Source organism: Enterococcus sp. AZ194 (genome assembly GCF_051713825.1).
Classification (GTDB): domain Bacteria; phylum Bacillota; class Bacilli; order Lactobacillales; family Enterococcaceae; genus Enterococcus_K.
In genome coordinates this window covers 1768548-1792361 of the sequence record NZ_JBIOQR010000001.1, presented here as the reverse complement: position 1 = coordinate 1792361, position 23814 = coordinate 1768548, and the positions used below count along the sequence as shown (strand labels likewise).

The window sequence follows — 23814 nt, the reverse complement described above, 5'->3', positions numbered from 1 at the left end:
CTCCGCTCACTGCCCTTAATTTATAAAAGGTATTTTACGTACTATAGCCATCAAAATGTTTTTGAGAAAAATAAAGTTATCTCTTATGATGACTACTGATATAATCATTAACAAAACGCCTACATCAACAAATACATTGATATATTTAAAAACAGCAGATAAGCCACCTATCCAACCCAAATCGATGGAAATATCAAAAGAGGGTATCAACCCAATAATTAAGTCGATGATCCCGAAAAGGAGCTTAAAAAGCAACTCGATAATCACTCGATGACCTCCCCCTTAGTATGGAACCATTTATACATATCAATTAGAAACTCAAGTAATATAAAGCCTGTAACAACCACTTTAACGAAAGGAGCAAAGTTATTAATCACAGATAAGGGTACATTAACATTGCCCTCAAAAAAGCCTAACGACAAATCAAAATCTTGGAAATCAACTTGACCACTAAGTAAGCTTTTAAATGAGTCGACCCAATTAAACAAAAAATTAAATTTAAGCTTGATTTTACTAGATGTCCCTTGAAAGCCATCATCTAAAAAATCTAAATTTTTAGGGACAATCAAGCCGATAACATCATCAATTAGGCCACTCAAAATATCTAGAATTTTTTGCGCAAGCCCACTAATTTCGGTTAAGCCCGTCGTAATAATATCACCTAAAGTCTCTATAAGACTCTTTAAAAAGTCCCACATGTTGGTGCCTGCTTCATTGACGATTTTTCCAAAATTCAACCCGTCAAGCATATTTTGAAGTCTATTATAATCAAACGCAGGTATGCTTATTATGATGTTTTTTTCATAAATCAACTTGAGCCACTGAGTAATAACATTAGTCGTTGTTTTTAAATCAGTTATACCTTTATGTATCAACTCAAGCCAACCGTTACTTGTATTTTGACCCTTACCAAGCAGATTAAGCCCATCAAAAATATGTTGTAGCAAATCATTAGTCTGTTTGTAACCATCTACCATCGTATATCTAAGTGCATAGATAGCACTACCAGCTTGTAAGCCAAAATATTTATCAAAAAGAAATTGCGTGTTTTTTTGATTAGAGTTGAGAGTATCAACAATAGCACTCTTTAACATAGCAAACTGATACTTGATAAGCTTAACCGCCATGCCGTCGCCAGCAACGACCGTCGCACTGTAATCTGATGATTTAAAAAGATTATTATTACTATTCTTTAAATCCAAAATACTCGCTATAATCCCTACATCAGACCAAGCAAATCCATTAATCTGATTTTTTATATCGTTAATCGCTAACCAAATGTCAGTTACAGCTAATCGCCTCGTAGTAATTTCGGTCTGTAAAGCAGAGTTAATGTTATCAGCCTTTATAGTGACATCGGTAATAGCTAAACGCCTCGTGTCAATCTCAGCCTGTAAAGCAGAATTAATCCCATCAGCTTTATCAGCGACATCGGTGATAGCCTTACGTCTCGTAGCAATTTCGGTCTGTAAAGCAGAGTTAATGTTATCAGCCTTGGTAGTGACATCGGTAATAGCTAAACGCCTCGTGTCAATCTCAGCCTGTAAAGCAGAGTTAATCCCATCAGCTTTATCAGTTACATCAGTGATAGCCTTACGTCTCGTAGCAATTTCGGTCTGTAAAGCAGAGTTAATGTTATTAGCCTTGGTAGTGACATCGGTAATAGCTAAACGCCTCGTGTTAATCTCAGCCTGTAAAGCAGAGTTAATCCCATCAGCTTTATCAGTTACATCAGTGATAGCCTTACGTCTCGTAGCAATTTCGGTCTGTAAAGCAGAGTTAATGTTATCAGCCTTTATAGTGACATCGGTAATAGCTAAACGCCTCGTGTCAATCTCAGCCTGTAAAGCAGAGTTAATCCCATCAGCTTTATCAGTGACATCGGTGATAGCCTTACGTCTCGTAGCAATTTCGTTCTGTAAAGCAGAATTAATCCCATCAGCTTTATCAGTGACATCGGTGATAGCTTTACGTCTCGTGGCAATTTCGGTCTGTAAAGCAGAGTTAATATTATCAGCCTTAGTAGTGACATCGGTGATAGCCTTACGTCTCGTAGCAATTTCGGTCTGTAAAGCAGAGTTAATATTATCAGCCTTAGTAGTAACATCGGTGATAGCCTTACGACGATTCGAAATCTCATTATTTAAGCTTAACCACAAATCACTCACAGCATTCTGTCTTGTTGATATTTCTCCATTAATTTTATTAGTTAAAATCGATATATTCGTCTCGCTATTAGCAATCCTTTTAAATGCATTAGTAATATTAGTCCCATAAGTGCCTAATTTACTATTAATCGTATCAATCTCATGTTTGCGGTCATCTATACGTGCATTTGTAGCCCACACACTGTTTTGTGTAGCTCTTGTAAGTAAATTTATCCTACTATATGGATCAGGAGCAGCATACCTATAACCATCGAATGCAGCTCCAATCCAGTCCCCAATTTCGCCACCATTATGCACTCTAGCAAAAAATGTTCCGCCCCAAACCCCAAAAGGATTTATCTTTTTTTTCTCATAACCATCTTCAAAAAGTGATTCATCTTCCCAAAAACTACTTTTTTTTAAATCTGATGACGGTTCTATATACTCATACTGACCTATGTCAGACGCAGAACTCTTTTCGCTACTTTCTTCACTGTTTTCGGCATTTTTGCTCGTCCTAGAGCTATCTGTATCAATGTCCACGATATTTTGAGGACTATCGCTACTATCGCTAGTCTTAACACTATTGATGTCAATTCCTCGATATATATCGTTATTAAGGATACTAGTGGCATAAACATAATCATTAGCAATGCCGAAGCTATTAAGAAAAAAATGATACCTACCCACTTAGCAATCTTTTTAATATTTATCATATTTCAACATCCTTTCTGAAAAAAATCAAAGAGCCAAGGCTTTAAGCCCTAGCCCTCATCCGGAGAAATATTCTCATTTTTTGTTTTTTTCCACTGCATACTACTTAACAGCAGATTTTGCGAAACCTTTAATCTTACGGATAGCCATTGGCAATAACGCCATAGCTAAACCAGCACCAACAACGAGACCAGCATTACTTGATACTAAACCAGTAAAACCAGTAACCATCCAGTTAATAGGCTCAGCCAAATCAACCGTAGGGAAAGTAGGTAAAGTCATTTTATGTCCTCCTTTTTAATTAATCATATTTATTATTTTTGAAACGATGAAACCACCAAATTTATAGAGTGCAAAAACGCCAAACCCAACAATTAGAACGGCTACTCCCATCGTCATCAAACTTTGATTATTAAGCTCATATTGATGACTATTTTCTTGATATGTAATGATTGATTTTAAATTTCCGTTAACATTCTGTAACTCTTTAATCAACGCTTCTTGTTCAGCATCTCCAGTATCAACAGTCAACTTATTATCAATAGAGCCTAGTTTTTCTAACACTTGATTAAATCGCTCTTGAGATTCAGTTTTACTTTTCTCAACTGCCTCTTGTTTTGCCTTATCAGCTTCGGACTGAGACTTTTTCTCTTGTTCGACAGATTCACTCTGTCTACTTCTTTCCTCTGCCTGTCGTTCAAGCTCTTTACTATATAACTCTTTTAGTTCACTAATTTCTTGTTTCACATCAGGTTTTTCGGTACTTTCGTTCTCCATGACAGCTTACGCAGGCGAAACAGTTAAACAGTTCATGCTTGTGCTATATCCCATTTTTTGAGCCTTCAGAACAACTTTACATGGGCTATTTAAGCCAGCTGTAACTTTTAGTTCTTCGTCCGCAAAAAATTCTAGACGCTGATAGTTATCAGTATCAATCAAATGGACCAACTTAAATGGATTTCCTTGCTTACTTACTTTCTCCTCTACTTTTTCAAATATAAATTTCCCTTGACTGACAAACATTGACATTCTCCATTCTTATTTTTTATTTAAACAATTAAGTTTGTTTACTATGTATCGTAATAACATTTTTAATATATACTATATATTATATATTGTCAATTATTTATAGTAAAAACATTATTTGATATATAGTAAGTTACATACTAAAATGGTTTCAAAGTAACTTTTTTGTTACTTTAAAAAAGTGATGAAAGGCTGTGATACAATGAAAAATACGGTAGAACATAATAAAATCATAGCCAGAAGAATCCAAGAACTGGCAGAATCGAAAAATCTTTCCGCTAATAGAATATCAATCCTAGCTGATTTAACACCTAGTACAGTTGATTCCATTTATAAAGGGCGAAGCAAGAATCCTACAATAAAAACTATTTATAATATATGCAAGGCCTTAGATATATCATTAACTGAATTCTTTGACTTTTCACCATATAACGAAAATCCAAATTCGTCACAACAGTCAAAAGAAGACCTAATAGAGTACGTTGGAAAACTATCTCGAGAAATTGAACGTATACAAGAAGAATTAAAGCAAGAATCAAAGTAGAGGAAAAAAATAAAACAGAAAAGCATAAAAAAAGAGACTCAAAAAAGTCTCTCCCCTATGTATTAAAATTTAATTATTGCATTACTTATCATGCCCACATATACAAAAAACATTGATACGATAACTAGTAATAAAGCTATCCAAAGAGCAAGTTTACTAGATGATTTTTTTGATAAGTAATCCTTTCTAATTTTACCGCTCGTGAGTATAAAATATAAAATACATATAATAGCCACACCAAGTAATAATTCTGTACCAATCCCAAACCACAAACGCTCATTATTAATTATTGTCATCTTCATCCCCCATTAAGTAGTTGATACTTCATTTTACCATTTAATGCGAGATACAGTAATATATATTATACAAAGTAGGAAAGTGGTTTTGCGAAAGCTGATAAGATAACCTAGAGTAAAATTACTGAACTCTGCTAAGTAACTGCCTTTTTAGTTCTACTTTGATGGTTTCTAATGTTCGATTATTCTATGATTTACATATCTTTAAACTTTTTTCAGTAAACAATCAGCTAGTTGATTGTTTACTTGTCCAGCAGATCAGCTGAGTAATTGTTTTAAGAATCATTTTCAAATATTTCAGACATAGATCAGTTCGTTTAGAAAGTTTTAAAACAAACGAATCTATGTCGTTTATATGCAGCTAGCTTACTTGATGAAATCATCTGTATTAGAACTGTACTGGTGATTGTCATCTTTAATTTTTACAGAATTGAATATTGATATGTCTCGTAATGTATCGTCTAAAGAATTTTGCTTGTAAATTTTATCAATATCCGAATATGCTAGGCTTATCTTGATCTTTTTATAAATTTACTATCAGATGAAGCCTGCTGTTTATACTAAAATAACTGGCTGATTTAATTAGTTACAATTGTGAAAAATTCACAATTAGCTTGTTCAAAAAACAACCCATTGATACTTTCGAGTAGTATCAATGGGTTGTCCCCTCTTTTTACTTATAACATGCCAAATTTTGAAAATTGAAAAATGCCATAAAGAAACAGCAAGCTAATCATGCTGAAAAGTACCCACTCATATTTGGTAAATAGATCCATAGAATTTTTCTTTTTTACATAAATATACATCAACGTACCTGGACATAAGGCCAAGATGGTTAAAATAAAATACATCATTCCTGATCCATAGATGAGCCAAAATATGTATAAAGATGCTAACCCCCCTACTAAGATATCTTTTGAAAATAGCTTTTCATTTTGTTGAAGTGAGAGCTTAATTTGATATAAAGCAACACAAGTGTATGGAAGTAAAATAGTTGCTGATGATAGTTTGGAAAGAACAGAATACGCTTCATCGGTTATCAAGAAGCTGAGTAATAATAGTTGAACAATCAAGGTAATGATTGTCACAGAATGAGCGGGTACATTGTTTTTATTCTGTTTACTAAAAATCTTTGGAAATAGCTGGCTGATACTTGCTTGAAAGGCAACTTCCTCTGCTAAAAGTGTTGTAGCAATCCATGCACCAAAGATTGAAATAATGACACCTATGTTGACAATAATGGCGCCCGTTTTCCCGATGATGTCTTCAAGAACATAGGCCATTGCTGGATTAGGTAAACTTTGCAACTGAGATTGCGAGAAAATCCCATAGGAAAATACAGTAATACATATGTAGATTAATGTGACCGCAATAAAGCCCAGAATGGTGGCTTTTCCGACATCGCTCCGTTTTTTTGCTCTTCCTGAAAAAACAATTGCCCCTTCTATTCCAATAAATACCCAAACAGTTGATAGGACAGTTCCTTTTAGTTGATCAAGAATCGAAATTGTTGTTTGGTTCATATCAAATGCGACAAAAAAGTTCGAGAAAAACAATTCTTTTTGAAAACCGAAGAATAGGCAAATAATAAAAATTAAAATGGGCACTAGTTTGGCAATCACCACTACTGTGTTTAACAAAGTCGCTTTATCTAGTCCCTTCAAAATGACATAATGAATGATCCATAAAATGAATGAAGCACCTATAATAGAAGGAATATTTTGCCCATTTCCAAAAATGGGGAAAAAGTAAGCGAGTGCGCTGAACAGTAGTGTACCAAATGCAACATTGGCGACGATGACAGAAATCCAATACCCCCAAATAGCATTAAACCCGATATAGTCACCAAATCCAGCTTTTGCATAAGAAAAAATCCCTGCATCTAAATCAGGTCGTTTTAAACTTAAGCGTTGCATACAATACACGAGTGCACCCATCCCTAGTCCTGTAACTAACCAACCAATAATTGTGACTCCAACAGAAGCAGTGTTTGCCATTTCTTTCATAAGGTTAAACACGCCAGCCCCAATGATTGCACTGGTAATAATCCCTACTAAAGAAAAAAGCCCTAATTTTTTTTCTTCTTTTGCCATTCAACTCCCTCCTAGCTCTTAAAATCTTAATGATAAACAGCTTAAACCGCCATCGATTTTCCGATATTCTGAGGTATCGACAACAATGACTGTATAACCTAATGCTTCAATTTTCTTTTGTATTTTTGGATAGCCCTTTGGAACCAGAACTGAATCGTTTACCCAAATACAGTTGGCCCCATATGCTTCATCCATGTCGACCATTAATTTATTGAACTTTTCAAATGTTGGTGAAGTTTGAAACTCACCAGCAACCAACAAATGATTATTTTCAAGATAGGCTAAGCCTGTCTTAAGATGAAGAACTTCCTTTAAGGGCACTATTTCCCCAGATAAACCATAGTTTTCTAAAATGGCAATCATTTGACTGGCTCCTTCACTATTAGTCCGTGCAGAAAGACCAATATAAAAATGATCCCCAACCATCATGATATCCCCGGCTTCCACTGTACCAGGTGCTTCAATTTTTTCAACGTGCGCATAAAATTCATGTAGTGCTTGAGCCATATCAGCCAATTCTGATTCCTTTTGACGCGTGGGTGCACCTGGTCGAGTAATAATGGCACATTTACTTGTACATAAAGCAACATCTTCAACAAAACAAGAATCCGGGAACTCGTCATTAGGCTCTAAAACAAGAACATTTACTCCGGCTTTCGTTAAGGCACTTACATAGTTTTCATGTTGAACTAATGCTTTACTATAAATAGGCTGGCCTTCATCGACACTGGTAATTCCTTCAGAAATAGTTGTTGCAGGTATTCGAACAATAGCATTTTTAAGCATAATTTTAACCACCTTTTAATATTTATTCATTAATTTATCATTAAACAATTATTTATGCAATAGTTTTTCGATAATAACTAGCGTGTTTTTCTGTTTTTATTAGAATTACTGTGTTTTTTTGATTTGATTTTTTAAGCAATCTTCTTTTTTATATGCATAAACAAGATTTTTTTGTATTCTTATACATAGGATGAATAGACTACCCATCCCCTATTAAAAAATTTAAGTAATAAATTAACTTTGTTATAAAATGCCAAAATCATGTTTCTTAATTTCCTATTTTCACGTATCATAAAATTTGGCGTTTTTGTTATAAAAAATGAAAGGGTGAATATATGTTACAGGTGAAAAATTTAAAACTAAAAACGAATACCATTCTAGCGGATCGAATTAATTTGACGCTTGATAAAGGGAGAATCTACGGACTCTCCGCTCCAAATGGCAGTGGCAAATCAACCTTATTGCGAACCATTGCCAGTGTTCGTAATGAAGAAATCGGTCATGCAGAAATTACTGAAAACGAACAAAAGATTTCGGCAAAAGAAGTCAAGAAATTAATCTATTATTTTGAATCATCGAATTGGTTCAACCCTGCTCTCTCAGGAAAGGATTATCTTGAGCTTGTTTGTGGATTATGGCAATCAGATAATAAATACATAGAAGAAGCAATCAATTACTGGGAGATGTCTTCCTTTATACATACACCAATAAAAAAATATTCTTTAGGAATGAAACAAAAGGTCTTAATCGCCATGTATATGGTGTCTAATGCAGACTATTGGTTACTCGATGAACCGACGATTGCTTTAGATAGACCAAGTATTAAACGGTTTGAAGAATTATTACTGGCAAAAAAAGCGGAAGGCAAAGCAATCCTGTTCTCCGCCCATGAAAATGAAGAATTTTTTACAATTTGTGATCAACAGTTTCGTTTAGAGCTAGGCATCTTTAAATCACTTGATTGTGAGGTGAGTTTATGAGAAGTTATTCTCTTTATTTACTAAGATCAACGTTTAAGAATCCATTAAACTATATCCCACTGTTACTTCCAGCTATTATTACTATTGTTTTATTTTGTTTGAATATGAGCGGGTCTGCAAACACAGCCTATGTACATGATCTTGGAAGGGAACTATCTATGGGAAGTGCGCATTTAGATAGGCTTAATGCTTCGCTTGAGGATGAGAATCTACCTGACGAAGAAAAAAAAGAATTAGAAGAGATTATCTTATTATCAGAGAATTATCAGGATAAGCTGCATCAAGCTTTAGCGTATGCACAACAAGGCGATTGGAAGAACGCCCTAGCTATCCAAGTGGAGTTGATGGAAAAATTTGATCTTCCAGCAATTGGAGAAATTGATGTGTTTGCTGAAAGAATCGTTAAAGTTGACCAAGATACGGAAAGACGATTGCTCATGACTACTTATAAAACGTATAAAGAACTGAGTAAACATAATTTGGAGCCTGATGTGAATGGGCAAGAAAAAAAGGGCCTATCCTATATGTATCGTATGATGGATTCTGTCTATCCAATCATCTTTTCTTTGTGTCTGATTGCGGTGTTAAGTAGTATTTTATGTATGAGTTTGATAGACAAAATAGACATAGAAGAGAGTTTTCCCAAATCGGCTCTTCGCCTCCACCTAGAAAAAAGTGCCTTTTTGATTTTATTTGGTTTTGCTTTTTACTGTTTGTTTTTATTTGTTCCTCTATTGATTGCTGGAGTAACGGATGGAATTGGCTCTCTAAACTATCCCATAAGTAGGCAATCGATAAGTGATGTTGAGTTGATGTCTCTGGGAGAAGTCATTTTGCGAGCGGGCGTTTTACAATTGTTAGCCATCATTTTTTTGGTTATGTTTGTTTATTTGATAGCTACACTCACAAGAAGTAACTTATCCACTTTATTTATTTCAACAGTCGTGATTTTAGGTCCAGTAATAGCAACAGAACTATTCGAGCCTATGCAAAAGATCATCCATTTACTGCCAACGACTTATTTTCATTCTGTAGGTATTGTTACGGATAGATTGACCTCTATAAATGAACAGGCTAGTTTTCAAATGGGCATTCTTGTTCTATTGGTATCTAGTGGTGTGATTTATGCTTTGATTATGTATATGAAATACTCTCGTGAAAAAGGTCAGTTATTCTTCAAGAAAATATAAAATAAAAGGAAGGGTTGTTTCTAGTGAGCAGCCTTTTTTTCTGTCATCTGATCCCCCCTTTTCTTCTAATGCTTCATTCATATTTTTTTAGCCACTCATTTATCACTAATTTGTTCATGAAAATGTCTAATTTATCCCCTATTCAACTTTGGCGATTCATGGTAATTTTAAGAAAAAGATACGGAGGCGCTTACATGAAATATAAAAACCCTATTCTATCAGGTTTTAATCCTGACCCTAGTATTTGTCGAGTGGAAGAAGATTATTATTTAGTGACGAGTTCATTTGAATACTTCCCTGGACTTCCTCTCTACCACAGCAAAGATCTTGTAAACTGGGAACTAATTGGCCATTGTATTACAAGAAATGAGCAGTTAGATTTATCTAATCAGGCACCTAATGCATTTGGTCTCTATGCACCAACCATTCGTTACCATGAAGGACGTTTTTATGTTGTCTGTACAAATGTGCCCAATCAAGGGAATTTTCTTATTTGGACAGACGATATTCTGGGAGAATGGTCAGACCCAATCTTTTTAGATTTACCTGGAATTGATCCCTCTTTGTTATTTGACACGAATGGAAAAGTTTATTATACCGGTACAGATAAAGAAATCTATCTGTGTGAAATTGATTTAGAAACGGGAAAAACTTCCCCTAGAATAAACATTTGGAAAGGAATTGGTGCGGCTGATCCTGAAGGGCCACATCTCTATCAAAAAGATGAGTATTACTATCTGGCTATCTCTGAAGGTGGAACGGGTTATGGACATATGTTTACCATGGCTCGAAGTAAGCAGATTGAAGGACCATATCTGCCTTATGAAAAGAATCCAGTATTAACAAATCGGAGTTTGCCTTCTGCTATTCAGGCAATTGGTCATGCAGATTTAGTTCAAGATACCAAGAATAATTGGTGGGCGGTTTGTCTGGGGATTCGTCCATTAAATGAGTTTCCAAAACGACATCTCTTAGGTCGAGAAACTTTCTTAGTTCCTATTGATTGGTCAAATGAATGGCCTGTTTTTGGCAATCAAGGAGCCGTGGCAGTAGAAATGGAAGGACATGATTTAGCCCGCCACCCTATTGAAAAGTTATCTTCTAAAGAGTGGTTTGCTAAAGAACCTTTGCGATTCGATTGGAATACGCTCTATCAGAGTGATCCAACGCATATTTATCAGACAGCTACAGGGCTGCAGCTGTTGGGGCAAAAGAACACGCTTGATGATGCAGAAAATGTTACATGGTTAGGTCAACGCCAAAAGTCTTTGGACGGCACGTTTACCACAAAATTTGAAGTTGCAAGTTTGTCGGGCAAAGCAGAAGTTGGTTTGACAGTCTTTTTAAATCGAGTGCATCATTATGAGCTTGCTGTAAAAAAACAGGGTTCTCAGTTACAAGTAACTTTGCGTCAGCGAATTGGGGAACTATCAGGTGTGACGCAAACACGGGTGATTGAAGCAACTGATATTGTCTATTTACAAATTACCACTAGCCCAGCGGTATACCTATTCTCAGCTGGTAGCGATGAAGAGAATTTGATGGCAATTGGTGAGGCGGCTACTCGATATGTAACAACTGAAGTAGGCGGTGTTTTTACTGGTGTCTTTTTAGGATTATATGCGACTGGAAATGGTACTGAGTTAACTGAACCTGTAACTTGTGAGTGGTGCGATTATTCTTATTCAGAGGAATAAAAAAGAGACTTGTATGAGAATTTTTCATACAGGTCTCTTTTCTCCAGCATTTGTATTAGTGCTACTTATAAGGAGGAGGTTGGGACAGAAGTGTTTAACTCCGAGAACCGGGTAGGTACTGTGCAACATCAACTCATACTTCGTTGTGTTTTACAGCACCGATTAGGTACTGTGCAACATCAACTCATGCTTCGTTGTGTTTTACAGCAATAAGAACCTTCAACTCTAGCATGTCTCATGCGTAGAAGTTGTTGAGAGCGGAACAACGTCCTTCAATTCTTAAGGTGTTTCACCTTTAGAGATTGATGAGATCGAAGTAGTTTTACGGAGTGAAGACCTTCAACTCTAGCATGTCTCATGCGTAGAAGTTGTTGAGAGCGGAACGCAGTCCATCAGTTCTAAAGGTGTTCCACCTTTAGAAATTGATGGGGCGGAGTGAAGATGGAGTTGCTTCTGTACCCACCGTTTATTCGGATAAAGAGAGGCAGAGACATAACTGATAAAGTTGTGTCCCAGCCTCTAATATCGCACTACGCATACCATTCTACTAGTAAGCCTGGATAAGTAGAACTGGCAACTAGTGCTAATTGAAGGAAGAGAAATGAGAACATTTCACTAGAATCGCACTACGTGTACCATTCTACTAGTAAGCTTGGATAAGTAGAACTGGCAACTAAATAGTTGACTTAGAGATATTTTGTATCTCATAACACACCCACTGTGCATTTTCTCTGGTGTTTATCAGTGCTAGCTGGAACGGAAAAAGAAATTTTTCGAGTTGTTGAGCCGTTTTTAAATGAGGTAAAAAGTAGGCTATCTTGGTTTTCTCTGCAGCAATTAAGACAATCCCTTGAGGCGCAAGTATTCGCTGAATTTCGCTAAAGGCTTGCGTTAAATCTGACCAATGAAAATGCGTCTGAAAAGCGCAGATTAAATCAAATTTTTCTTGGAACCCTGTGTCTTCTATAGGAACTAGTTGAAATAAAAGCGTTGGATAGTTCTTTTTTGCTTGTTTAATGGCAGTTTCTGAATAATCAATGCCAATAATACTAGTCGGAGCTAATTGATTGGATAAATAATAAGTTGAGCGACCATTTCCAACTCCCACATCTAAAATTTTTTTTTGAGGAAACGATATTCGCTGTGTGAAGAGCCCAACTAGTCATGGGTAAGTAGCTTTTGTTCCAAATTTTCATCAGCGCAAGCCCAATCCAGCCACTCGGATATTTGGATTGATAGAGCAAGTATTTATAGAGAAGATAAAGACTAATTAGAGTAATAAGAATAAATAAAAAGCTCATGGGTGTCTCCTATCAAGGATGTTAATTTTTTTGTTTTTTTGCAAAAGAACGAAGAAATAAGACGCTTGTTTATAATAATTTCATTATGTAAACCAACCTCCGATTTACCATGGTTGGCATCAAATTATCTTACAAGGTTCACGAATTTTGCCTATCAAGTAATTTCTATACTAACATAGTTTTCTAATCCTGTTGAGATTTCTTTATTATCGATTCATTAATTCGCGATTCTACTTACTTTACATAAGTAAAAATTCGTTCTATTATTAAGCTAGTTGGTAAATAATTTGATAGAAAAGGATGAATAACTTATGAAAATAGGAATTATTGCGGCAAATGGTAAATCAGGTCAAGCAATCGTTGATGAAGCTCTTTCAAGAAATCTCGATGTTACGGCTATCGTACGTGGAGAAAATAAAACGGCAGCGCCCCACTCTTTAAAAAAAGATTTGTTTGATTTAACTTATGAGGACGTTAAGGAGTTTGATGTATTAATTGATGCTTTTGGTGCTTGGACACCAGAAACACTGCCCCAACATACAACGTCTCTTCTTCATTTGTCTGATATATTAAGTGGAAAAACCAATCGTTTATTAGTTGTTGGAGGTGCGGGCAGCTTGTACACTGACGCGGATCATACAACACAACTTATGGAGGGAAAAGATTTTCCAGAATCATTCTATCCTCTTGCATCAAACATGTCCAAATCGTTAACCGCTTTACGTAAACGTTCAGATGTTAATTGGACCTATATTAGCCCAGCTGCAGATTTTCGGGCAGATGGCGAACGAACGGGTGAGTATTTATTACGTGGAGAGGAATTTTCTGTGAATGATCAAGGAGAAAGTCTGATTAGCTATAAAGATTATGCAATTGCGATGATTGATGAAGCAGTTTCTGGCACGCATATAAGAGAACGAATTTCTGTTTTAAGTAAGTAAATACCTGCTTTGTAGTGGATTTTTATATAAATAGGCCTAAAAATTCTTACTTTGGTAGTAATTTTTAGGCTGTGTTTTGTGTAAGGTGCTTTTTTAATATGTGAAGTGGCATCTAGTCTAAAACCATCAATTCCTTTAGCAAACCACCATTCAATTCATCGAAAATAGTTCTTGTTTTAATGGCTCATTCTCTCAATTCAAGTTGTTCTTTGGCAAAAACATACATAGGATATTTTGTTTTTCCTCGTAACTCCATAGAAAACCGCCAACTATAGATTCTCAATCAAGTGGATAAATTTGATAGCCAACAGACTCTTTCCACCAAACTTTTTCCCCATCCATCCTTATTTCTTATCAAGTCTAAACGAAAAGACGCTCTCTGTAGGACTTGTTACTAATAACAAGCTGAGAACGTACTTCATTCTGCAAATTAGAATTTCGGAATTTACAAAAGTTAGAAAATTGGCTATAAAAATAAATCCAACCCTTTCTATCTCAAAAACTTGCGTGAAAATAAGGTTGGATTTGTTTTTTATGAACAGGTTCTGGAAATCAGAAGTTTGTCAGCTGCTTTTTATAGATATCGAGCAATTAATTGAATCATTCGCTCAGGGAATACAGCCAAATCACTACTATCTAAATAGCGGTTTTCTCCATAGATTTCTTTGATAACTTCTTTGTCTTGGCCGATTGCGGCTGATAAAAAGAGAATCCCTTGACGTTCGTATTCGTTTAAGACAGATTGAATGTCCTCTCTCGCTTTAGCGCCTGTGTAATCTGGTAAGGCTTTTGGCTGGCCATCACTGATTGTTAGTAGGAGCTTGGTAGTAGCTGTTTGTTTTTGTAACTTATCAGAAAGGACCTTTAAAACAACACCATCTCGGTTGTTTTGACGAGGTTTCATCGACATTATTTTTGCATCGACATAATCAAATGAGTCATCAAACTCTTTATAAGAAAAGAGCGAAGTTTTTTCACGAGTTGAGACATCTGCGGTATCTCCATAAATCATCAGCGGGATATTCAGACGTTTGGCAAATTCTGTGATGGCTAAAGCCGCTAGTTGGGCACTGTTGATACGACCTTCTCGAATCATTGAGCCTGACTCATCTACTCTGACAGCCAAAGCTAACGAAGGTTCTTCATGAGGGGGATTCTTTTTATCAAAATTCTTAAACTCCCCATAAGCAATGCGACTTGCATTAAAGCGCTGACCGTCTGCTTTACCTATTTGATAGGTTGCGCTGACTTCTTTATCCAATAAATCGAGCATTTTTCGACTAAGTGTTTCAACAATCGGTAGGATTTTCTTTTTGGCTTCTTGTGCTGCCAGTCGATTTGACTCATCAAATGTTGGGCGATGAACAATTAAGCCCTCTTTTGCATGAATCGTTTCTTTTAAAATCTGACGAGCTTCCTTATTTAATGAGCGCTTTTTTTCCTTATCAACGGCTTCCATCTCAGAGGGGGACATAGAAGTCTCTTCTTCTACCGCGTCCTTTTCTTCTGTTCCGTTGGCTACGGTATCTTGGCTCTTTTTCGTTTCATTGACTTCGATGCCCTCTTCTTCTTGCTTCTCATCGCCGGTCTCTTGGTTTTCTGGATCGCTTAAGTTAGTGGGTTTGTGGCTCTCCCCTTCTACTCTATTTTCTTCTGTAGGGTCTTCAATATTTCGTCGATCAGCTTCTTCAGCAGAAAGTTTTCTACCTGAAATGTGCTGCTCCTCTTTAAGAAAGTCCTTCAAGGGTTTCTTTTGTAAAAGAACCTGTAATTCAGAAAGTAAACCACTCTCTTCTAGTGCTTGTTCTAAAATCATCAGTTCATCAGGATCTGTACTCAGCTTGTAGAAAACCTTAGGGTAGATGGTTTCTAAAGGTGCTTGGTTTTGACGTAGGGTATTGACCCAGTAAAAATAAGAACGCATGCCAGCGACTCCTTTAATGGCATTGGCCTTCGCTGTTTGATCTAATAGGCGAATAATTTCTGCCATCTTAAAGAGAATCGTGGGTTCGTTAACGCCTGTTTTCGCTAAAGCCCGTTCAGTCATAACAGATAAAGCGGGCAAATCCATTTTTTCCGCATGCTGCATACGGTCTCTGAGTGATTCATTTAGCGGTCGATTGCCTTGATAATTTCGGTTAGTGGTGATTACAACTACACAATCTGCATGTCTTTGAACAATCCCCGTTGGAATATTTAACATGCCATGGCTTTCTAGAGCAGAGTTTAAGGCGACTAAAACAGAAGCATCGCGAATCACTGTCGGCTCCTGAATCTCCAATAAATAGCCCTTTTCCATCGCTCGGACTATCTCTGAAGGATAAAACTTGTAGTGGACAATTTCTTGATTTTTTTCTTCCACCCGTTGAATCAGTTGAGTCATTCGTTCTTTGGCTGTCTCTTGACTGATACTATAGTGTTGTTGAATGAGTCGAAGCACGGCATCAAAGGATTCGGTTTGGTGAATCGCTTCTAAAAGCTCACTATCTAACTCATCATCGGTTGCAACAATTGGCAATAAAGCACCAAAAACATCTGACTTGTCCATATCAGCAAAACAAGTGACTTTTGTATAAGGTAATTGTAAATCTGCTGACAGAGCCTTAGCTAGTTGTGTTTTTCCGGATCCCGCATCACCTTCTAATAAAATATTAAAAATTTTCATTTCTGGATCATGCCAGTTCATTTTTATTTCTTGGGCAATTCGTAGTTCTTCTTGACTCGTTTGATGACTGCTCGGTTTCTGCCAAATCATTTGTTTCTCTAACTTGGAGAAAATCCGTCCGTCCGTCACTGAATAAGCATTCATAATAGGAATAACTCTCCTTCTTAATAGCCTAATTCATCTAATAAACGTTTTAAAACGCGCATCCGTTCACCGATTAATTCGCCATCTTTTTGTAATGTATCGTAGTATAATAAAATATCCTCATCAATCATCGGGTTATCTGTATCCACTTCAACAGTCATTCGACTCCCCTGTAACCCAATAATGTCAATTTCGGGATTGGACGGATCATAAAACTTTTCATGACGATACGCATCTTGAAAATAAAGGTTGCCTCGTGCCACCAAGATAGCTAAATCTAAAATTCTGGTAATCGGTAGCTCTTCTGATTGTCGAGACCATTTTTCACCAGTATGACGCCAAACTTTTCCTGAAATATCAACTTTTCCTCGGTCATTCCATTGAGCTAATCCTAGAGAGAGACCTTTTGCATCCGTGTGTAACGCATTATTACCATCAATTTTATCGTAGTCTTCAACAACAAGAACAGGTTTATGTTTTAAATTTGTTGGGATTTTCATAAATCCATCAACCTCCTTTAGTAATTTACTAATTTACTAAACTAGTAGTTTAGTAAATTATAATCTAAAGTTAAAAAAAAATCAAAAGGTAAGAACGAAAGAAAACCTCCGTGACTTTCCAGAATAACAAAAAAGCGTGTTCTAATGAACGACGCTCTTTGTTATTTTCGAGTATAATTATAGTTGTTGCCCATTTGTTTTGATGACTGTTTGATACCAGGCAAAGGAATCTTTTTTATAGCGTTTCATGGTTCCTTGACCTTCATTGTCTCGGTCGACATAAATCATACCATATCGTTTCTTCATTTCACCAGTTGTGAAGGAAACAACATCAATGATTCCCCATGGTGTATAACCTAATAGCTCAACTCCATCATGATCCATCGCTTTTTGCATTTCTTTAATGTGTTTTGTCAAATAATCGATTCTATTTTGGTCATGCACCTGATGATTTTCTTCTAAAACATCGATGGCACCAAAGCCGTTTTCAACAATAAATAGAGGAATTTGATAACGATCATACAAACGATTCAAAGTATAACGCAACCCTTCTGGATCAATCGCCCATCCCCAATCGCTTGATTGAATATAAGGATTTTCAACACCATTTGGCAATCCACCATTAACTACATCACCTGAATAGTTTACTTCCACATCAGATTTGACGACAGTCGACATATAATAACTTAAACCAATATAATCAACAGTTCCTTCAGCTAGGACGGCTAAATCCTCTTCACGAATATCCAATGAGTAGCCAGCACGTTCAAATTCTTTTAAAGCGTATCGTGGATAGTAGCCACGTACGTGAACATCAGCAAAGAAAAATCGTTGGTGCATCGCTTCTTCTGCAGCCATAATATCAGCAGGATTACAAGAATAAGGGTAAATAGGAACATGAGAGACCATGCAGCCAATCTGGAAATCAGGATTGATTTTTTTTCCGGCAATCACAGCTTTTGCACTAGCAACTAATTCATTATGAGCCACTTGATACATGACTTCTTTGGCATCTTCCCCCTCACTAACTTTAACTCCCGAGTTTGTCCATAAAAAGATCGGATTATTCACATCCATCTGGTTATTAATCTCATTAAAGGTCATCCAGTATTTTACTTTATTTTTATAACGTTCAAAAACAGTGAGTGCAAATTTTTCAAAAAAATCAATCACTTTTCGATTTCTAAAACCACCATATTCACGAGCCAAATGAAGAGGCATCTCAAAATGAGACAATGTAATAACAGGCTCAATATTGTAGCTTAATAGTTCATCAAATAAATCATCATAAAATTTTAAGCCAGCTTCATTCGGCGTTTCTTCATCACCTAAAGGAAAAATACGCGTCCAGGCGATAGAAGTTCGCAAACATTTTAGACCCATTTCAGCAAACAAAGCCACGTCTTTTTTGTAGTGATGATAAAAATCAATCGCCTCGTGATTAGGATAAAACTTGTTGGCTTCAATTGTTTCTGTAATTTCTCTAGGAACACCATGAGCACCAGCAGTCATCACATCGATGACACTGGGCCCTTTTCCACCTGCATTCCAACCACCTTCAAATTGGTGAGCAGCTAAAGCGCCGCCCCATAAAAATTCGTTCGTCATATTACGTCTCCTTAGTTTTTAATGTTTAGTATCGGATCAGTTAGTGTTGCATTTTTTGTTAAAATAGGTTGGATATCCTTATAATTAAAGGAATTTGTGATAATTATTGGTGTAATTGTTGGTAAATTCGCCGCTTCTATTTGTTCAAAATCAACTTCTAGTAAAAGATCCCCACGTTTGACTTTATCATTTTGGTTTACATGACAAACAAATGGTTTTCCAGCTAGCGTGACAGTATCCATTCCCACATGAATCAGTAATTCAACCCCTTCATCAGAAACTAAACCTATCGCATGTTTTGAATCAATTACCGTCACGACCGTTCCATCAAAAGGCGCAACTACTTGATTTCCTGAAGGCACAAGTCCAACTCCAGCACCCATAGCCCCGCTTGCGAAAACTTCATCTGGAATTTCTTGAAGTGGAATGATTTCCCCTTCCATTGGTGCAAGAATCTCTAGCTCTGTTACTGTTGAGGTAGTTGTTTCAGATAGATTCGTATCAGCTGTTTGTTGATCGGTAGTCATTATGTGTTCATTCGCTAACTCCTCTGTTTCGCCAAAGCCTAGGAAATGAGTCAGTAAAACAGGACCAACAATAGCAATCGCACAACCGATTATGATACCAATAAAGGAAGTCGGTACTTCACTACTGATTCCATTAACCGTAGTAAGTAAGCTTGGCAGTCCTGCATAAGCAAAATAAAACGGTTGGAAAAAGCTTGCGACAACCGCACCTACAGCTCCTGAAAGACAGCCATAAATAAAAGGTCGTTTAAACCGTAAAGTAACTCCGTAGATAGCTGGTTCAGTAATTCCAAATATTCCTGTAATAAAGGCAGATAAGGAAACACTCTTTAATTCCTTTTGTTTCGTTTTCAAGAAAACACCTAGAACAGCTCCGACCTGTGCGACAACCGCAATCGTTTGAAGTGCTTGGAAAGAATCTCTGCCATACATATCGAAGTTGGCCATAACAACAGGTGTAATTCCCCAATGAACACCAAAGATAACAAAGACTTGCCAAAAGCCACCAATTACTGCACCAGCTAAAGGAGGTGCGACACTGACTAACCAGTTATAGCCGTTAGCAATACCATTTGCGGCTATCGTAGAAATAGGACCTAAAATCAAGATGGTAACAGGTACCATGATTATCATTGAAAATAGAGGTGCGAATAATGGTCGAATGACTTCGTTTAAATGTTTATTTAAAAACTTTTCTAAATAAGAGAGCAGCCAAACTAAAATTAGTGGCGGTAAAACAGATGATGTATAAGTTGTTTGAGATAAAGGCAGCCCTAAAAAGGTTAAGTTGGCTCCGTCTGCAATTTGACTAGCCATATTTGCCCAGTCTGGAGAAACAAGCGCCATTGCACAAGCAACTGCTATATAGGTATTTACCCTAAAATGTTTAGAGGCAGTAATGGCAATAAATATTGGTAAGAACGTAAATGGTGCCCATGAAATAAAACTAAATACACTATAAGTGCTGGTTTCCGAAAAACCTGGATAAGCTAAATTAATTAAAATTAACGAACCTTGTAAAATCCCTGCTGCTGCTAAAATGTAGACAAATGGTGCAAAAACAGCAGACATCGTAGCAATAATTCGATTCATGATATTTCCTTTAGGAACATCATCTTCTTCAACATTCTCAATATTAATTAATTTGGCTAGCTCATCATAAACCTCGCCAACATGCTGGCCAATAACAATTTGAAATTGCCCATTATTGATGACCACAGAAATAACGCCAGGCAGCTGTGAAATCTTATCCTTGGCCTCTTCTGGTGCATCTTTTAAAACCAATCGTAGTCGAGTGGCACATCGTGTAGCATTTACGATATGCTCTTCTCCGATAATTTGTAAAATGTCATTTGCTAGTTTTGAATAATCCCTTATTTTTGCCATTGAAACATCTCCTTTTTTATTGATTGTCCATACATATAATAATTGTGAATGCACAATTTGTCAATGGAGGAACAATTTTTATTATTGATATACTAATAATTAGGAATATGATAAAATATGGTCAATTACGAGTAGGAGAAATTTATCATGTTAAAATATGTAGAAATTGCTGAAAAAATCGAACAATATATCATTGATAAAGACTTAAAACAAGGAACGAAGCTCCCTAAATTTAATGATTTAATTAAACAATATGGTGTAAGTAAAAGTACGATCGTTAATGCGTTGAATATTCTCGAAAAAAGTGGGATTATTTATCAGATTCAGGGAAGCGGTATTTTTGTTCGACGTAATCAAAGAATTGGTTACGTGAATTTGATTGAAAACCAAGGATTTACTACCGATTTAGATGAGTTTGTTATTACATCAAAAGTTTTATTATTAGAAAAAATAATTCCATCAGAGGAAGTTAGAAGTAATTTGGAGTGTTCAAAGGATGAGCTAGTCTATCATGTGAAGCGTTTGAGATATATCAATGAACAAATATTATGTGTTGAAGAATCCTATTATAATAGTACAATTGTCCCCTATTTGAATGAAGAAATCGCAAAAGAATCCATCTTTAATTATTTAAAAGCAGCCCTCCGATTGAGTGTCGGCTTTTCAGATAAGTACCTTCATGTAATAAAATTGTCTGAACAAGACAGTCAAATATTAGAGTTAAAAAAAGAAGATCCGGCTTTACTCACAGAAGAACTGTTTTATCTATCTTCTGGAACGCCATTTGATTTTTCTAGAACCATTTATCATTATGAACATTCTCAGTTTTTTGCTCAAAGTAATAGTTTAAATATATAAACTCCCTCCCTTTGTTTACAAACGATAAAGGAATGTTTTTTTTGGATTCTGTCAAAAGTATGATTGAAATTTTTTGAAGTCTGATTCTGGAGGCTGGGACAGGTTACTATTCATGGTCGAATTAAGAACGGGACACTCGTCTACCGGATTTTTCCTTGATATAAAAGAGGAGTTGCTTCTGCATCCACTGTTTATTGGATAAAGAGAGACTGGGACACAACTTAAAGTGATGTCCCAGTCTCCACGTTTTATGAAATTAAAAAAATAAATTATTGCGCTGAAATGGCTAATCCAATAGCCTTTTCTCCTAAATGTGTGCCGATAACTGGCCCGAAATGTCCGATTTCAATCTCTGCATCTGGGTATTGTTTTTGAAGTTTTTCCTTCTCTTCAATCGCAACTTCTAGATTATTGGCATGGATTACATAGAGTTTGACTGGATATTGAATTTCATTGTAGCGCAGCCCAAGGACCTTTTCTGCACGAGTGAAGGCTTTTTTTGTTGAGCGAATTTTTTCAGATAAGACAATTTTCCCGTCCTCAAAGGTTAGGATAGGTTTAATCTTCAACAAACCGCCAATTAACGCGGCGCCATTCGTCAAGCGTCCTCCACGTACCAAGTTATTTAAATCATCAACAATCAGATAAGCATAAGTGTTGTCTCGGATAATATCGATTTTTGAAAGAATCACTTCTATCGTTTCTTCTGTTTCAGACATATCCAATGCAGCTTCCACCATATGCCCCATAGGTACGCTTGTAATTTTAGAGTCATAAGGAATAATGGTCACCCCTTCAATTGCATCTTTGATCCCGTGTAATGTTCCAACGAAGCCTGAGATACCTGATGATAAATGGATACTGATAATCGTGTCATAGCCCTTATCTGCAATTGATTGGTAGACATCTAAGACTTCTCCTAGTGCAGGTTGTGACGTAGTAGGAAACTCCTTACTATTTTTTAGTAAATCATAATATTCATCTGCTTCAATATCAATGCCTTCATTATAAATTTTCCCATCTAAAATAACTGGGATAGGTATAATAAAGAGATTCTCTTTTGATTTTATTCGTTCAGGCAAGTATGCTGTACTGTCCGTAACTACTGCTAGTTTCATTTAAGCTTCCTCGTTTCAAAGAAATTTCACCATTCAATATTAATAATAGCATAAATTAAAAAACAATCAAAATAAATTTTCAGACAATCATTCAGCAAGAAAGGCCTGAATCGCCTGCTTATTTTGTTCTTTATCAACTACTAAAACACTGCCGGCATAATCAGAATTCCCGTAGCTCCATGAATCCTTAACTGGGACACTTAAACTAGAAACACCACTCGTTCCCCCTTTTACGATAGAAAAACTATTTTTCAAAAGGAAACTGGTTGGGATGTTCGTTGAGCTATAGCCAATCGCTTTTCCAGAAGCTAAAGGTAAATTAATTAGTGTCAACGGGCTTTTCATTTGAGAAAAAATCGCAGACATGGCTTGTTGCTGACGACGAACACGACCGAAATCACCTTCTTCATCCATTCGGAAGCGGGCGTATTGCAACAAGGTTAGACCATCCATTTTTTGTGGTCCTTTTTTGATAGGGACCTCTAAATGGCTACTCATATCTTTTTCTGCATCAATTTGCACACCACCTGGAAACAGTGAATCTATCACTTTTTCAAAGGATTGAAAATCAACTTTGGCGTAGTATTTACAATCAATTCCAAAGTTTTCTACGAGTGTTTGGCGCACCAAGTCAGCACCACCAAAGGCATAAGCTGCGTTTATCTTATTTTCCCCAACTCCAGGAATATTTACAAAGGTATCTCGCATAAAGGAAATCATTTTAGGCTTCTTACCTGAGCCGTCCAATTGAATGACCATGATCGTATCAGAACGCCCCGTTTCTTCCCCACGGCTGTCACTTCCCAATAATAGAATATTGTTTGAATGATCAGTACTGGTTACCCCATTAAAGGTTTCGACATCTTCTCTAGGTAAAGAGGTATCATGTTCTGCACTATATTTTCCATAAACGAACATGCCACCAGAAAAAATAATTAGAACAAGCACAAAAAATCCTAAAAGTTTTAGTCCTCTATGTTTTTTGCGTCTTTTTTTCTCTTTAGGTGGTTGCCCTTTTTTCTTAAAAAAGGAACTTGACTTATTTTCATGAGATGCAGGTCTTTCTGAAGAATAGTCGTCGGCCAATGACTGGTTTTGATAACTTTCTTTTGGCGTTCGTTCTTTTCTTGGAGAGAACTGTTTTTTCTCTGTTGTTTCTTCTATCTCTTTGTGTTTTTCTTTATAACGATCCATTCGACTCATAATAACTAGCCTCCATTTCTCTTCTCCTCTAGCATACCGCAAGAAAATGAAGTTCCTAGTCTTTTTATGAAATTTTAATAGAAAAAAAAC

The 23814-nt window shown here is 36.3% G+C and carries 21 protein-coding genes; 6 read left to right on the top strand and 15 right to left on the bottom strand.

Going from position 1 to position 23814, the window contains the following annotated elements; all coding sequences use genetic code 11:
* Positions 1-15: 15 nt before the first annotated feature.
* From IGI37_RS08350 to IGI37_RS08330, 5 genes are all read right to left on the bottom strand, one after another.
* On the bottom strand, positions 16-267 hold the full coding sequence (locus tag IGI37_RS08350; protein ID WP_438761141.1) for a hypothetical protein: 252 nt from the start codon (positions 265-267) through the stop codon (positions 16-18).
* Positions 264-2837, bottom strand: a complete 2574-nt coding sequence (locus tag IGI37_RS08345) for a hypothetical protein (RefSeq protein WP_438761140.1) — start codon at positions 2835-2837, stop codon at positions 264-266. Before IGI37_RS08345 ends, IGI37_RS08350 begins: the two co-directional genes overlap by 4 nt.
* A 126-nt stretch (positions 2838-2963) precedes the next feature.
* Positions 2964-3143 carry a hypothetical protein gene (locus tag IGI37_RS08340; protein WP_438761139.1) on the bottom strand — a complete coding sequence of 60 codons (180 nt, stop codon included), beginning with the start codon at positions 3141-3143 and terminating at the stop codon, positions 2964-2966.
* A 15-nt stretch (positions 3144-3158) separates the two neighbouring features.
* The gene (locus IGI37_RS08335) at positions 3159-3638 is read right to left on the bottom strand and encodes a hypothetical protein (RefSeq protein ID WP_438761138.1); all 480 of its coding nucleotides are present in this window, start codon (positions 3636-3638) and stop codon (positions 3159-3161) included.
* A gap of 6 nt (positions 3639-3644) precedes the next feature.
* Positions 3645-3884, bottom strand: coding sequence for a hypothetical protein (locus IGI37_RS08330; RefSeq protein WP_438761137.1), 240 nt, complete (start codon positions 3882-3884; stop codon positions 3645-3647).
* A gap of 205 nt (positions 3885-4089) precedes the next feature.
* On the opposite strand from IGI37_RS08330, the gene IGI37_RS08325 reads away from it, so the two are divergent.
* Positions 4090-4431: a helix-turn-helix domain-containing protein gene (locus tag IGI37_RS08325; RefSeq protein ID WP_438761136.1), complete on the top strand. Its 342-nt coding sequence runs from the start codon at positions 4090-4092 to the stop codon at positions 4429-4431.
* A gap of 62 nt (positions 4432-4493) precedes the next feature.
* Here the strand turns inward: IGI37_RS08325 and IGI37_RS08320 are convergent, their stop codons facing one another.
* The 3 genes from IGI37_RS08320 to IGI37_RS08310 all read right to left on the bottom strand — a co-directional run bounded on the left by IGI37_RS08320 (position 4494) and on the right by IGI37_RS08310 (position 7606).
* On the bottom strand, positions 4494-4727 hold the full coding sequence (locus IGI37_RS08320; protein ID WP_438761135.1) for a hypothetical protein: 234 nt from the start codon (positions 4725-4727) through the stop codon (positions 4494-4496).
* Between the two features lie 677 nt (positions 4728-5404).
* A complete protein-coding gene (locus tag IGI37_RS08315; protein WP_438761134.1) occupies positions 5405-6820 on the bottom strand; it encodes a basic amino acid/polyamine antiporter in 1416 nt (471 codons plus the stop codon).
* 18 nt (positions 6821-6838) lie between these two features.
* Positions 6839-7606: a dimethylarginine dimethylaminohydrolase family protein gene (locus IGI37_RS08310; RefSeq protein ID WP_438761133.1), complete on the bottom strand. Its 768-nt coding sequence runs from the start codon at positions 7604-7606 to the stop codon at positions 6839-6841.
* A 335-nt stretch (positions 7607-7941) separates the two neighbouring features.
* Between IGI37_RS08310 and IGI37_RS08305 the strand changes: the two genes are divergently transcribed.
* From IGI37_RS08305 to IGI37_RS08295, 3 genes are all read left to right on the top strand, one after another.
* Complete coding sequence (locus tag IGI37_RS08305) at positions 7942-8586, top strand: ABC transporter ATP-binding protein (RefSeq protein ID WP_438761132.1); 645 nt, start codon at positions 7942-7944, stop codon at positions 8584-8586.
* Complete coding sequence (locus IGI37_RS08300; protein ID WP_438761131.1) at positions 8583-9776, top strand: hypothetical protein; 1194 nt, start codon at positions 8583-8585, stop codon at positions 9774-9776. The genes IGI37_RS08305 and IGI37_RS08300 overlap by 4 nt, the downstream gene beginning before the upstream one ends.
* Before the next feature lie 194 nt (positions 9777-9970).
* Entirely contained in the window at positions 9971-11473 is a 1503-nt protein-coding gene (locus tag IGI37_RS08295; protein WP_438761130.1) for a glycoside hydrolase family 43 protein, read from the top strand.
* 673 nt (positions 11474-12146) lie between these two features.
* Here IGI37_RS08295 and IGI37_RS08290 read toward each other — a convergent pair.
* Positions 12147-12611: a class I SAM-dependent methyltransferase gene (locus IGI37_RS08290; protein ID WP_438763618.1), complete on the bottom strand. Its 465-nt coding sequence runs from the start codon at positions 12609-12611 to the stop codon at positions 12147-12149.
* Positions 12612-13085: 474 nt separating this feature from the next.
* Here IGI37_RS08290 and IGI37_RS08285 point away from each other — a divergent pair, with 474 nt between their 5' ends.
* Complete coding sequence (locus IGI37_RS08285) at positions 13086-13715, top strand: SDR family oxidoreductase (RefSeq protein ID WP_438761129.1); 630 nt, start codon at positions 13086-13088, stop codon at positions 13713-13715.
* 574 nt (positions 13716-14289) lie between these two features.
* On the opposite strand, the gene IGI37_RS08280 is transcribed toward IGI37_RS08285, so the two are convergent.
* The 4 genes from IGI37_RS08280 to IGI37_RS08265 form a co-directional block, all read right to left on the bottom strand.
* Entirely contained in the window at positions 14290-16524 is a 2235-nt protein-coding gene (locus IGI37_RS08280; RefSeq protein ID WP_438761128.1) for an AAA family ATPase, read from the bottom strand.
* Positions 16525-16544: 20 nt separating this feature from the next.
* The gene (locus IGI37_RS08275; RefSeq protein ID WP_438761127.1) at positions 16545-17024 is read right to left on the bottom strand and encodes a DUF6530 family protein; all 480 of its coding nucleotides are present in this window, start codon (positions 17022-17024) and stop codon (positions 16545-16547) included.
* A gap of 177 nt (positions 17025-17201) precedes the next feature.
* Positions 17202-18632 carry a 6-phospho-beta-glucosidase gene (locus IGI37_RS08270; protein WP_438761126.1) on the bottom strand — a complete coding sequence of 477 codons (1431 nt, stop codon included), beginning with the start codon at positions 18630-18632 and terminating at the stop codon, positions 17202-17204.
* An 11-nt stretch (positions 18633-18643) separates the two neighbouring features.
* Entirely contained in the window at positions 18644-20545 is a 1902-nt protein-coding gene (locus IGI37_RS08265) for a beta-glucoside-specific PTS transporter subunit IIABC (protein WP_438761125.1), read from the bottom strand.
* A 147-nt stretch (positions 20546-20692) separates the two neighbouring features.
* Between IGI37_RS08265 and IGI37_RS08260 the strand changes: the two genes are divergently transcribed.
* Positions 20693-21403, top strand: a complete 711-nt coding sequence (locus IGI37_RS08260) for a GntR family transcriptional regulator (protein ID WP_438761124.1) — start codon at positions 20693-20695, stop codon at positions 21401-21403.
* Positions 21404-21672: 269 nt separating this feature from the next.
* On the opposite strand, the gene IGI37_RS08255 is transcribed toward IGI37_RS08260, so the two are convergent.
* Together IGI37_RS08255 and IGI37_RS08250 are read right to left on the bottom strand one after the other, a co-directional pair.
* Positions 21673-22521, bottom strand: a complete 849-nt coding sequence (locus IGI37_RS08255) for a DegV family protein (RefSeq protein ID WP_438761123.1) — start codon at positions 22519-22521, stop codon at positions 21673-21675.
* Positions 22522-22608: 87 nt separating this feature from the next.
* A complete protein-coding gene (locus tag IGI37_RS08250) occupies positions 22609-23724 on the bottom strand; it encodes an LCP family protein (RefSeq protein WP_438761122.1) in 1116 nt (371 codons plus the stop codon).
* Positions 23725-23814: the final 90 nt, after the last annotated feature.